Here is an 11724-nt window from a genome sequence, read left to right as displayed (position 1 = left end):
AGGCGCTCAAACCGGCTGAATGTGGAACACCGCGCGCGCGGCGCAGGTTCCTGAGATAAAGCCCTCACGTTGCGGTGAGGGCTTTGCGGACGCGGTTCGCGTCTTGGGCGGGGGCGAGGTCCGTGCCGCGCCGCCCGGCCTGTGTTTTGCGCCGCGATCAGTTCTGCGGCAGCGCGTAGACGGCCACCAGATCACCCACGGCGGGCTTCAGGATCGAGTTGCCGCCCGAGATGAAGGCCACGTATTCGCGCCCCTTGTACTCGTAGATCGCCGGGTTCGCGACGACCGGGGCCGACAACTGCGAGGACCACAACTCCTTGCCGGTCTGGATGTCGTAGGCGCGCGCCTTGGCATCCATCGTCGCGCCGATGAAGATCAGCCCCGACTTGGTCACCGCCGGACCGCCGATCGTGGGCGAGCCCATGCTCTCGGGCATGAAGAACCCGTATTTCTGCGAGCTGCCCAGCGGCTTGCGCCACTTGACGTCGCCGGTGTGCATGTCGATCGCGACCAGCTCGCCGAAGGGCGGTTTCCAGCACGGCATCCCGAGCCAGTTCAGCGCGTTGCCGAGGCTCATGCCGTAGGGCGCGCCTTTCTGCGGGTAGAAGCCCGCTTCGTTGCCCGAGCCGCTGGCGTTCTTCTCGTAGTTCTGGCGCTCCCACAGTTTGATGTACTGCACGATATGCGAGGTGTTCACGACCGCGATCTGAGCGTTCGGATCGAAGGCCACGCCGCCCCACTGCACGCCGCCCGCACTGTCGGGATAGGCCAGCGTGCCTTCGCCGGTGGTGGTCGGGGGAGTGTACATCCCCTTGTAGGTGAGGTTGTCGAACAGCTTCGAGCAGGCGCCGCCGGAAACTAGATCGGCGATCCCCCAGACCTCCGGCTTTTTCGACTGGTCCAGAAGCGGCGCCGGTTTGGTCGGGAAGGGCTGGGTCTTCGCATAGACCTCACCTTTCACCGTGCCGTCGCCTTGAGGGACGGGACGTTCCTCGATCGGCCAGACATCTTCGCCGGTCTCGCGGTTCACGACGAACAGGAAGCCCATCTTGGTGCCCTGCATCAGCGCCGGGATTTCCTTGCCGTCGACGGTGATGTCCATCAGCGTCGGCGCGGAGTTGATGTCATAGTCCCAGATGTCGTGGTGGACCCATTGGCGCGACCAGACGACCTTGCCGGTATCGAGATCGAGCGCGGTGGTCGAGGTTGCGTAGGGGATTTGCTGCGTTCGGTTGCCGCCCCAATAGTTCGGCGAGGGCGAGGCCACCGGGAGGTAGACCATGTTCAGACCCGGATCGACGGACATCGCGGTCCAGACATTCGCGGTGCCGGTCTTGCGGCGGATGTTCTCGGGCAGGGTCTCGAAGGACCATTGCAGTTTGCCGGTCTGCGCATCGACCGAGAAGACCGCACCGGGAGGAGCTTCAGCCCATTCCCAGTCCTGACCGGCCCAACCGAGGATCAGGTGATTGCCCGCAACCGTCGGCGGCTGCAGCACGGAGAGCGGGAAGCGGTCGTTGACCGTGTTCCACTGGTTCACGTCCAGCACGCCGTCCTTGCCGAAATCGGGGCAGGGCTTGCCGGTATCGGCGTCGAGCGCGAAGAGCCGCGCATCCATCGTGCCGATATAGACGATTTTCTGACAGACCTTGCCCGCGACCGGGTTCTCGGCCTGCCAATAGGCGACGCCGCGGTTCTTCAGCGCGGGCTGGGTCAGCGCCTCGAGCTTGGATTTCGTGTCGAAGGCCCATTTCTGCTCGCCCGTGGCCGGGTCGAGCGCCAGCACGCGGTAGAAGGGCGTGCCGATATAGAGCGTATCATTGGCGAAGATCGGCGTGGCCGACCAAACGGTCGCGGGCTTGTCGCCCGAGCCATCTGAGACGTCGCCGGTATGGACCTGCCAGACCTTCTCCAGATCGCCCACGTTGTCGGGATTGATCTGGGTCAGCGGCGAATATTTCTGTGCGGAGAGCTGGCCGTGGAAGCTGTTCCAGACGGGCTTCTCGGGCACCAGCGGTTTGCCGTTGCGCTCGCGCGTGCCGCTGGCGAGCATCGGCTGGGCGACGCTATCCGCCACCGGTTTGGCCTGATCCGCGCTGGCCTCGGGGCCGGAAGGCGTGGACTCGTTGGCGGCAGGGTCGTTGGTCTGCTGGTTCTGATTGGTTTGGGTGTCGGATTGGGTGCCCGTGGAACCCGTCTCCGTGGAACCGCTGTCTGCGGTAGCGCCCGTATCGGTGTTCGTGCCGGCGTCGGTGCTCGAGTTCGTACCGGCGCCCGTGCCGGACGTGTCCGATTGCGTGCCTGCATCCGTGGTTGCCGTATCCGTGCCCGACGTGGTGCCGGTATCGGTCGTGCCGCTGTCGGCTGCGGGTTGGGTCGTCGTATCTGTTGCGGTGCTGTCGGTCGCGGTCGTGTCCTGCGCGTACCCGGCGGCCGCAAAGAAGGCGAGGGCGAAGGCGAGCGAGACGGTCTTGCGGTTCATGCGTAAGCTCCTTTCGAACGCGCGCCCCGGCTCGAGGCGATGTCGTAAATGAGGCCGATCAGCACGACGCCCATCGCCGCGATCAGCCACCATTCATGCAGGAAATAGCCAGCTGCAGCGGTGCCGATCAGGCCGAGCGCCACGAGGACGCGCAATGTCGTGCGGATTCCGCCCGGCTCTGTCATCTGGATCGCGATCCCTGCGAGAGCGATCAAAACGGAGGAGGCGATCACCAGCCCTGCGCCGAACGTGCCGGTCACGCCGGTCATGGGGGTGACGTAATTCCAGATCGCGATGGCGGCGCCGACGAGCGCCCCCAAAACCGTCAGGATGCTGCGTGGCCGTGACGCTGAGCGGGAATGTGCCAACGGAACTCTCCTTGGTAGGTGCTTTATCGCCCAACGCGCGGTGTGTCTTTTGAGGTCCATGAAAATTGAACTGATTTGAGCCCCGGGCGCAGGAACGCGCTTGGCACGGGGGCCTCTGCCGCTTTGGTGGCCAGCATGCGAGAGGATGCAGCAGCACGAAAAAGCGGGCGGAGCGATTTCGTCGCCCCGCCCGCCGCGGTGTCGTGAGAGATGTGCGCCCCTATTTCAGCGCTGGCGGTATTCGCCCTGACGCTCCAGCATCCAGCCGGGATATTCCGCGGGCAGGGCACTGAGCTTGTCGAGGCTCTCCAACTCCTCCGCGTCGAGCGTGATCTTCGTCGCGGCGATGTTGTCGGTCAGTTGGTCCTCGCGCTTCGCACCGACGATGACGCTGGTGACTACTTCCTGATGCAGAAGCCATGCCAGCGCGATCTGCGCCACGCTCGCATCGCGCTTCTCCGCCATCGGGCGCATCGCGTCGATCAGGTCGAATGCGCGGTCCTTTTCGACCGGCGGGAAGTCGAAATTGGCGCGGCGCCCGTCGGAGCCCTTGCCGTCGCGGTCGTATTTGCCGGACAGCAGACCGCCTGCGAGCGGGCTCCAGACCATCAGGCCCATGCCGGTGTCGCGCAGCATCGGCACCACTTCGCGTTCCAGATCGCGCCCGGCGATCGTGTAATAGGCTTGCAGCGACAGGATCGGGGCGAGCTTGCGGGCCTCGGCGATGCCGATCGCCTTCATCACCTGCCACGCGGCCCAGTTCGACAGGCCGATATAGCGGATATGGCCGTGCTGAACGAGCGTGGTGAGCGCCTCCAGCGTTTCCGAGATCGGCGTCATCGGGTCGAAGCCGTGGATCTGATAGAGGTCGATATGGTCGAGCTGCAGCCGCTCCAGGCTCTGCTTGCACTGCTCCATGATGTGATAGCGCGACGCACCGCGCTGGTTGATGCCTTCGCCCATCGGGCCGAGCACCTTGGTCGCGATGACCACCTCGTCGCGGGCGATACCGAGATTGCGCAGGCTCTGGCCGAGGATGCGCTCGCTCTCGCCACCGGCATAGACATTCGCGGTGTCGATGAAGTTGATGCCCGCGTCGATCGCGGTCTTCACCAGCCCGTCGGCGTCATCCTGCCGCAGCTGGCCGATCTGGCCCCACATGCCCTCCGACCCGCCGAAGGTCATCGTGCCGAGGCAAAGTTCCGAGACGAGGAGGCCGCTGGGGCCGAGAGGTCTGTAACGCATGGATCGCTCCTTTCGCATCTGTAGGGGCCCGGTTCGGACGGCCCCTCTGGTCCGGGTAGATGGGGCGCGCCGCGCTCGCGGCGAGCGTCGCAGGGTAGGGCTGGCGCGCACGATCGTGTCATCGCGCGAGGGGGCGGAGGCGTCAGTCCTTGGCGCGCTCCAGCTTCATCGGCGTGAACCACGGGGTGAGGATCACCCCCGTCGCTACAACGAGCGCGTAGCCGATCGCCGACATCATCGCGCTGCGATAGGCCTCGTGATCGCCCTGATCCGCGCCGCCCAACATGCCGAAAAAAATCCCGCCCATGATCGCGATCCCGAAGGAGATTCCGACCTGACGGAGCGCCTGCACCGCACCCGAGGCCGAGCCGCTGTCATTACTGTCCGCCGACGAGAGCGCGACCTGGAACAGCGGCGACACCGTGTTGCCCATCCCGAAGCCGCCAAGGAAGAACCAAGGTGCCATCCGCCACCAGCTGATCGCGTCGCCCATCGACCAGATCGCCCATAGCTGGCCCGCAAAGCCCGTCGCAAGCAGCATGCCGCCTCCGGTCACGCGCCAGCGTATCCAGCGGTCGCCGAACCAGCCGGTCGTGGCCGAAGCAAGCAGGACGCCGACCGGGAAGGGCGTCGTCGTCAGGCCCGATTGCAGGGGGGTGAGCCCGTAGCCCGCCTGCAGGTAGAGGGCGATGGTGAAGAAATAGCTCGGTACCGCAGTGAATAGCGCCGCGTTCAGAAGGCTGCCCGACAGGAACGAGCCGGAACGCAGCAGGCGCATCGGCAGAAGCTGCGGGGCTTTGCGCTCTTCCTGATGACGTTGCCAGCGGATGAAGAACCAGCCAAGGACCGGGGCCGCGAGCATCATCGGATACATCCATCCCTGCCAGCCGATCGACGGCGCCTCGACCAGCGGGAACAGCAGCGCCAGCATCGCCACGGCGGCGATCGCGATGCCCACCTTGTCGATGCCCAGCTTGCGGTTGCCCTGTCCCTTGGGCACCAGCATCAGCGCGGCGATGAAGGTGGCGATGCCGAGGGGAATGTTCACGAGGAAGATCGGACGCCAGCCGAGCCCGTAGATATCGGCGGTGAGCAGGAACCCACCCATGATCGGCCCTGCCACCGAGGCCAGCCCGGCGGTCAGCGCGAACAGGCCGAAGGCAGCGCCGCGCTGCTCTGGCGGGAACAGGCGCGGCACCAGCGCCAGCGTCTGCGGCGTCATGATCGCGGCACCGACGCCCTGCGCGATGCGTGCGGTGACCAGCGTGCCGATGCCCGGGGCGATGCCGCATATCAGCGAGGCGGTAGTGAACAGCGCGATGCCCGAGACGAACAGCTTGCGCCGTCCCAGCAAGTCGCCCATCCGTCCCGCCGGCAGCAACAGGATAGCGAAGGAGAAGGTATAGCCCGCGACGATCCACTCGATCAGGTTCGGCGGGGCCGACAACTCTTCCTTCATCGACGGCAGGGCGACGTTGACGATCGTGATGTCGATCAGGTTCATGAAATTCGCCAGCAGCAACACGGCTGCGGCGGCCCAGCGGCGGGTGGGCGAAAGCGGGGATGCTTGTTCGGGTTCGGCCATTCGGAGTCCGTTCTGTCGCGGCTGTAACGCCAAGGGTAGCTAGCGGAGGGGCGAAGCTGGTCAATAGTGGGTCTTTCGGAGGGGGCACGCGGAACAACTTTCGAGTGTGTCAAAATACATACGCACAGGGGCGCGCGAGTGGATGCATCGCGGGCGCAGGGATTCGAAGGGGAACGGCGCGGGGAGGCTTGGGTGCGGGCAACGGGGCTTGGCGTTCGTTGCGAAAAAAAAGGGCCTCGCGCAAGTTTCAAAAAGATTTCTCGGAGGCCCGTGAAATGCGCTCTCACATGGGTGTGAGCACCGTTACGTCAGACTTGCGCCATGCCGCGATCATGCCCTTGATGCCCTATCAACGAAAAAACGGGGCCCCGCGCTCGCCTTAACGTTGCGCGCGACCGGACCCCGGAAATGGAGGTATCCCTTGAAGTCGATTGCCGCGATCTCCGCTTTTGCCCTGATGTTGGGCAGCGCCGCACCCGTTCTCGCCCAGTCGAGCAAAGTGCCGGAAGGCACCAAGCTCGCCGCTGACCAGACCTTTACCTATTGGCTGCAGGACGATCTGAAGACGCTCGATCCGGATCTGAGCACATCGAAGGACGGTAACGACGTTCTTCAGCAGATGTTCGAAGGTCTCTACCAGCAGGACGATCACGGCAATCTCGTGCCTGCGCTCGCCAAGAGCTACGAGGTCTCCGACGACAAGAAGACCTACACCTTCCACCTGCGCGATGAGAAATGGTCGAACGGCGATCCCGTCACCGCGCAGGATTTCGTCTACGCATGGCGACGCCTCGCCGATCCGGCGACCGCCTCGCAATACTCGTGGTATATCGAGCTGATGCAGGTGAAGAACGCCCATGACGTGATCGCGGGCGACAAGAAGCCGAGCGAACTTGGCGTGAAGGCGCTCGATGACCACACGCTGCAGGTCACGCTCGACAGCGCGATCCCCTATTTCCGCCAGATGCTCGTTCTGTCCTCGACCTTCCCGGTGCCGCAAAAGGTCGTGGAGAAATACGGTTCCGACTGGACCAAGCCCGAGAACATGGTCGTCAACGGTCCTTACAAGCTGAAGAGCTGGAAAATCGGCGACTCGATCGAGCTGGTGAAGAACGACGCTTATTACGATGCCGCGAATGTCACGCTGACCGATCTGAAGTTCATCCCGATCCAGGACAACGACCAGGCGCTGACGCGCTACGAGGCGGGGGAGCTGGACTTCGTGCAGACCCCGGCGGGTCAGTATCCGCGTCTGAAAGATGAGTATCCGGATGCCGCGCACGCTCCGCCGCGCTCCTGCGTCTACGCCTACCGCTTCAACGTCGGCCCGAACGGCCCCGAGGCGCTGAAGGACGTGAAGGTCCGCAAGGCACTGTCCTACGCGATCAACCGCGACATCATCGTCGACAAGATCCTAAAGGGCGGCCAGAAACCGGCCTATACCTGGACCCACTGGGCGACCGCGAACTTCAAGGCGCCGGACGTGGCTTATGCCGACATGACCCAGCAGGAACGGATGGACAAGGCCAAGGAGCTTCTGAAGGAAGCCGGCTACGGTCCAGATCACCCGCTGAACCTGCGGATCATGTACAACACCTCGGCCGACCACAAGAAAATCGCGATCGCGGTGCAGCAGTTCTGGAAGCAGATCGGCGTGAAGTCGACGCTCGAGAACTACGAGTGGAAGGTCTATCTCGACAAGCTCAACGGGCAGCATGACTTCGACGTCGCCCGTACCGCATGGTGCGCCGACTACAACGAGGCCTCGACCTATCTCGACGTGAACACCTCGTGGTCGGATCAGAACTCGGGTCAGTGGTCGAATTCCGAATACGACAAGTTGATGAAGGACTCGAAGACGGCGGAAGATCCGCAAGAGGACTATACCAAGGCGGAAAAGATCCTCGCCGAGGACATGCCGCTTGCGCCGATCTACGCCTACTCGCTGCCGATGCTGCTGAACCCGCAGATCAAGGGCTACCCGTTCGATAACGTCCAGCTGAACTGGTACGCGAAGAACATGTACAAGGTCGCAAAGTAAGCCGGCTGAAACGATAACGGGCGGGCCGCGCGATCGGCCCGCCCGACCTATTTCGGGACACTCTTATGATCGTCTACATTCTCAAGCGTCTCGCCATCGCGATCCCGACGCTTCTGGTGCTCATCATCGCGAGCTTCCTCTTGATGCACACGGCGCCTGGCGGGCCGTTCTCGTCGGAGCGGGCCGTGCCGCCCGAGGTGCTCGCCAATCTCAACGCGAAATACGGGCTCGACCAGCCGCTCTGGAAGCAGATCGCGACCTATCTGTGGAACGTGGTCGCCCATTTCGATTTCGGGCCTTCGTTCTCGTATAAGGACCGCTCGGTGAACGACATCATCGCGCAGGGCTTCCCGGTCACGCTGACCTACGGCTTCCTCAGCTTCATCGCCGCCGTTCTGGTCGGCGTCACTCTCGGCGTCACCGCCGCGATCAAGCGCAACTCGTGGCTCGACTACCTCGCCGTCGGCATTTCCATCGGCGCGCAGGTGCTGCCGAACTTCGTGATGGCGCCGATCCTCGTGCTGGTGTTTACGCTGTCGCTGCACTGGCTGCCCGGCGGCGGCTGGAGCTTCGACGATCCGCGCTTCTGGATCATGCCGGTGATCGCGCTTTCGACCTCTTACATGGCATCGATCGCGCGGATCACGCGCTCGTCGATGCTGGAAACGCTGAGTTCGAACCACATCCGCACAGCCCGCGCCAAGGGCCTGCCAAAGCGCAAGATCATCATGCGGCACGCACTGAAACCCGCGCTGCTGCCAGTGATCTCCTATCTCGGTCCGGCCTTCGTCTCGATGATCACCGGCTCGGTGATCGTGGACGTGTATTTCACCACGGGCGGGATCGGCAAAAGCTTCGTGGATAGCGCGCTCAACCGCGACTACGCGGTGATGATGGGGATTACGATCCTGCTGGGCACGCTGACCATCCTGTTCAACCTTGTCGTCGATATCGTCTACGGATGGATCGACCCGAAAATCCGGTACTGACATGGTCATAGACGAATCCAAGATGACCTCGCTCGCCGAGGCAACGAGCCGCGAAGACGTGGCGGGCCGCTCGCTCTGGGCGGACGCGCGCCGGCGGTTCTTCAACAACAAGGCAGCGATCTTCGGGCTGGCGCTGCTCGTCTTCGTCGTGGCCTTCGCGCTGTTCGGCAACCTGATCGCGGCGTGGAACAATTCCGACATCGACTACAACGTGATGGGCGATGCCACGGCCTCTGCGCCGTCCTTCGCCAACGGCCATTACTTCGGCGCCGACGATCTGGGCCGCGATCTGTTCGCGCGCACCGTGCAGGGCACGCAGATCTCGCTGTTGGTCGGCGTGATCGGCACGCTGATCGCGGTGTCAGTGGGCACCGTCTATGGCGCGATCTCAGGCTATTTCGGGGGCCGCGTCGACGGCTTCATGATGCGCCTCGTCGATATCCTGCTGGCGATCCCTTACATGTTCGTGCTGATCCTGCTGCTGGTCATGTATGGCCGCTCGATCGGGATGCTCTTCGTGGGCGTCGGGTTGATATCCTGGCTGGAGATGGCGCGGATCGTGCGCGGCCAGACGCTGACCCTGAAGAACCGCGACTATGTCGAGGCCGCGCGCGCCATCGGCGTGCCTGCGCCGACGATCATCCGCCGCCACATCCTGCCAAACCTCGTGGGCGTGGTCGTGGTCTTCGCGACGCTTCTGGTGCCGCTGATGATCCTGACGGAGAGTTTCATCTCTTTCCTCGGGCTCGGCGTGCAGGAGCCGCAGACCTCGCTGGGGGCGCTGATCTCTGAAGGGGCGGGGACGATGAGCTACGGCACGCTGTGGCAGCTGGCCTTCCCGCTGTTCTTCTTCGTCACCACCCTGTTCGGTTTCTATTTCGTAGGGGACGGGCTGCGTGACGCGCTCGACCCGAAGGAGCGCTGATATGCCATTGTTGGAAGTCAACGACCTCAATGTCCGGTTCGCAACGCAGGAGGGCGAGGTTCACGCCGTCAACGGCGTCAGTTTCGCGCTCGAGCGCGGCGAGGCGCTGGGCATCGTCGGCGAGTCCGGTTCGGGCAAGTCGCAGCTCAGCTTCTCGATCCTCGGACTGCTGGCCGCGAATGGGAAGGCCTCGGGCTCGGTGAAATTCGACGGGCGGGAGATCCTGAACCTGCCCGAGCCCGAGTTGAACAAGTTGCGCTCCGACCGGATCTCGATGGTCTTTCAGGATCCGATGACCGCGCTCAACCCCTATATGCGGATTTCGGACCAGATGGCCGAAGTGCTGATGCTGCATAAGGGCTTGGGCAAGCGCGCCGCCGTGGCTGAGGCCGCGCATATGCTCGAACTGGTGAAGATCCCGGACGCGAAGAACCGTGTGCGTCTGTTCCCGCATGAATTCTCGGGCGGGATGCGCCAGCGCGTGATGATCGCGATGGCCCTTCTGTGCAAACCAGATGTGCTGATCGCAGATGAGCCGACGACCGCGCTCGACGTCACCGTGCAGGCGCAGATCATGGACCTGCTGGGCGAGCTGCGCCGCGAGCTGGGCATGGCGACCGTGCTGATTACCCACGATCTTGGCGTCGTCGCGGGCTTCTGCGAGCGGGCGATCGTCATGTATGGCGGTCAGGTGATGGAGCAGTCGCCCGTGGATCCTTTGTTCGCCAACCCGACCCATCCCTATAGCAAGGGCTTGCTGGCCGCGCTGCCGCGTCTCGATGCGGAAGTCGCGATGACCCCGATCCGGGGCAATCCGCCGAATATGACCGGCGCGCCGAAGGGCTGCCCGTTCTGCCCGCGCTGCGATTTCGTCGAAGAGGTCTGCGCCGACGTTATGCCGCCGCTGACGGAGTTCGCGCCGGGCCGCGCCCGCGCCTGCCACCGTTCCATTGAAACGATCGAGGAGGCCGCCGCATGACGACCCCGCTGATCGAGGCCCGCGACGTTCGGGTCACTTTCGAAATCCGCCGCGCCTCGGACCTGCCGTGGACCGAGCCGCCGAAGCTGCGCGCGGTCAATGGCGTGAACTTCAAGCTGGAGCAGGGCAAGACGCTCGGCATCGTGGGCGAGTCCGGCTGTGGCAAGTCCACGTTGGCCCGCGCGCTGATCCGGATGCTGCCCGCCGAGGGCGAGATCATTTGGGAGGGCAAGACCGATCTGCTGCCGCTCTCGCCGCGGCAGATGCTGAAATACCGTTCCGACATCCAGATGATCTTTCAGGATCCGCTGGCCTCGCTCGACCCGCGGATGACCGTGGGCGAGATCATCGCGGAGCCGCTGCGCACCCATCGCCCGAAGATGGGCCGCAAGGAGCGCAAGCAGAAGGTCCGAGAGGTGATGGAGAAGGTCGGTCTTCTGCCGAACCAGATCAACCGCTACCCGCACGAGTTCTCGGGCGGCCAGTGTCAGCGCATCGGTATCGCCCGCGCGCTGGTGGTGGAGCCGAAGCTGTTGATCTGCGACGAGCCGGTCTCGGCGCTCGATGTCTCGATTCAGGCGCAGGTGATCGCGCTTCTCGAAGATCTGCGCCGCGATCTGGGCCTGACGATCATCTTCATCGCCCATGACCTCAGCGTTGTGCGCCATGTCTGCGACGAGGTGATGGTGCTTTATCTGGGCCAGATGATGGAGGCGGGCGCTACCGAGAAGCTCTTTGCAGAGCCGCAGCACCCGTACACGCAGGCGCTTCTGTCGGCGGTGCCGATCCCAGACCCGGAGATCGAGCGCAACAAGACCCTGATCGCGCTGGAAGGCGATCTGCCGAGCCCGCTGAACCCGCCATCGGGCTGCCCGCTGCGCACCCGCTGCCCGCGGGCGAGCGAGGTCTGCGCCACGACTCCGCCGACCGAGGAGGTCGCCGGGCGTCAGGTCTTCTGTCACCATCCCGGCCCTGCGGCCGAAGTGCAGGCGGTGCTGTCGGAGCGCTGAAATCTTGTGCGGCGGGCGGTGATGCATCGCCTGCTCACGCGGATTTGCGCAGGTTGACGCAAGGTCTTTGTCCAATCGGTCAAAAGACTGTTACGATCCC

Annotated in this window: 9 protein-coding genes; 5 read left to right on the top strand and 4 right to left on the bottom strand. The window is 64.0% G+C overall.

Features of this window, described 5'->3' with window-relative positions; all coding sequences use genetic code 11:
- Positions 1 to 157: 157 nt before the first annotated feature.
- From B6V76_RS07330 to B6V76_RS07315, 4 genes are all read right to left on the bottom strand, one after another.
- Entirely contained in the window at positions 158 to 2482 is a 2325-nt protein-coding gene (locus tag B6V76_RS07330) for a pyrroloquinoline quinone-dependent dehydrogenase (protein WP_088727060.1), read from the bottom strand.
- The gene (locus B6V76_RS07325) at positions 2479 to 2850 is read right to left on the bottom strand and encodes a hypothetical protein (protein WP_075776291.1); all 372 of its coding nucleotides are present in this window, start codon (positions 2848 to 2850) and stop codon (positions 2479 to 2481) included. The genes B6V76_RS07330 and B6V76_RS07325 overlap by 4 nt, the downstream gene beginning before the upstream one ends.
- 225 nt (positions 2851 to 3075) lie before the next feature.
- Positions 3076 to 4095, bottom strand: a complete 1020-nt coding sequence (locus tag B6V76_RS07320; protein WP_088719135.1) for an aldo/keto reductase — start codon at positions 4093 to 4095, stop codon at positions 3076 to 3078.
- Between the two features lie 142 nt (positions 4096 to 4237).
- Positions 4238 to 5680 carry an MFS transporter gene (locus tag B6V76_RS07315; RefSeq protein ID WP_088727059.1) on the bottom strand — a complete coding sequence of 481 codons (1443 nt, stop codon included), beginning with the start codon at positions 5678 to 5680 and terminating at the stop codon, positions 4238 to 4240.
- Positions 5681 to 6101: 421 nt separating this feature from the next.
- Here B6V76_RS07315 and B6V76_RS07310 point away from each other — a divergent pair, with 421 nt between their 5' ends.
- From B6V76_RS07310 to B6V76_RS07290, 5 genes are all read left to right on the top strand, one after another.
- Positions 6102 to 7721: a peptide ABC transporter substrate-binding protein gene (locus B6V76_RS07310; protein ID WP_341865727.1), complete on the top strand. Its 1620-nt coding sequence runs from the start codon at positions 6102 to 6104 to the stop codon at positions 7719 to 7721.
- 65 nt (positions 7722 to 7786) lie between these two features.
- Positions 7787 to 8710, top strand: a complete 924-nt coding sequence (oppB, locus tag B6V76_RS07305; protein ID WP_075776288.1) for an oligopeptide ABC transporter permease OppB — start codon at positions 7787 to 7789, stop codon at positions 8708 to 8710.
- 1 nt (position 8711) lies between these two features.
- Complete coding sequence (locus B6V76_RS07300; protein WP_075776287.1) at positions 8712 to 9635, top strand: ABC transporter permease subunit; 924 nt, start codon at positions 8712 to 8714, stop codon at positions 9633 to 9635.
- A gap of 1 nt (position 9636) precedes the next feature.
- Entirely contained in the window at positions 9637 to 10614 is a 978-nt protein-coding gene (locus B6V76_RS07295; RefSeq protein ID WP_088727058.1) for an oligopeptide/dipeptide ABC transporter ATP-binding protein, read from the top strand.
- Positions 10611 to 11624, top strand: a complete 1014-nt coding sequence (locus tag B6V76_RS07290; protein ID WP_088727057.1) for an oligopeptide/dipeptide ABC transporter ATP-binding protein — start codon at positions 10611 to 10613, stop codon at positions 11622 to 11624. Before B6V76_RS07295 ends, B6V76_RS07290 begins: the two co-directional genes overlap by 4 nt.
- Positions 11625 to 11724 lie beyond the last annotated feature (100 nt).

The organism is Thioclava sp. IC9 (genome assembly GCF_002213225.1).
Lineage (GTDB): Bacteria > Pseudomonadota > Alphaproteobacteria > Rhodobacterales > Rhodobacteraceae > Thioclava > Thioclava nitratireducens.
This window is presented reverse-complemented; position numbering and strand designations above follow the sequence as displayed.

Coding starts and splice junctions, on each gene's coding strand:
- B6V76_RS07330 (WP_088727060.1), bottom strand. CDS start 2,482: ATGAACCGCAAGACCGTCTCGCTCGCCTTCGCCCTCGCCTTCTTTGCG.
- B6V76_RS07320 (WP_088719135.1), bottom strand. CDS start 4,095: ATGCGTTACAGACCTCTCGGCCCCAGCGGCCTCCTCGTCTCGGAACTT.
- B6V76_RS07315 (WP_088727059.1), bottom strand. CDS start 5,680: ATGGCCGAACCCGAACAAGCATCCCCGCTTTCGCCCACCCGCCGCTGG.
- oppB (WP_075776288.1), top strand. CDS start 7,787: ATGATCGTCTACATTCTCAAGCGTCTCGCCATCGCGATCCCGACGCTT.
- B6V76_RS07300 (WP_075776287.1), top strand. CDS start 8,712: ATGGTCATAGACGAATCCAAGATGACCTCGCTCGCCGAGGCAACGAGC.
- B6V76_RS07295 (WP_088727058.1), top strand. CDS start 9,637: ATGCCATTGTTGGAAGTCAACGACCTCAATGTCCGGTTCGCAACGCAG.
- B6V76_RS07290 (WP_088727057.1), top strand. CDS start 10,611: ATGACGACCCCGCTGATCGAGGCCCGCGACGTTCGGGTCACTTTCGAA.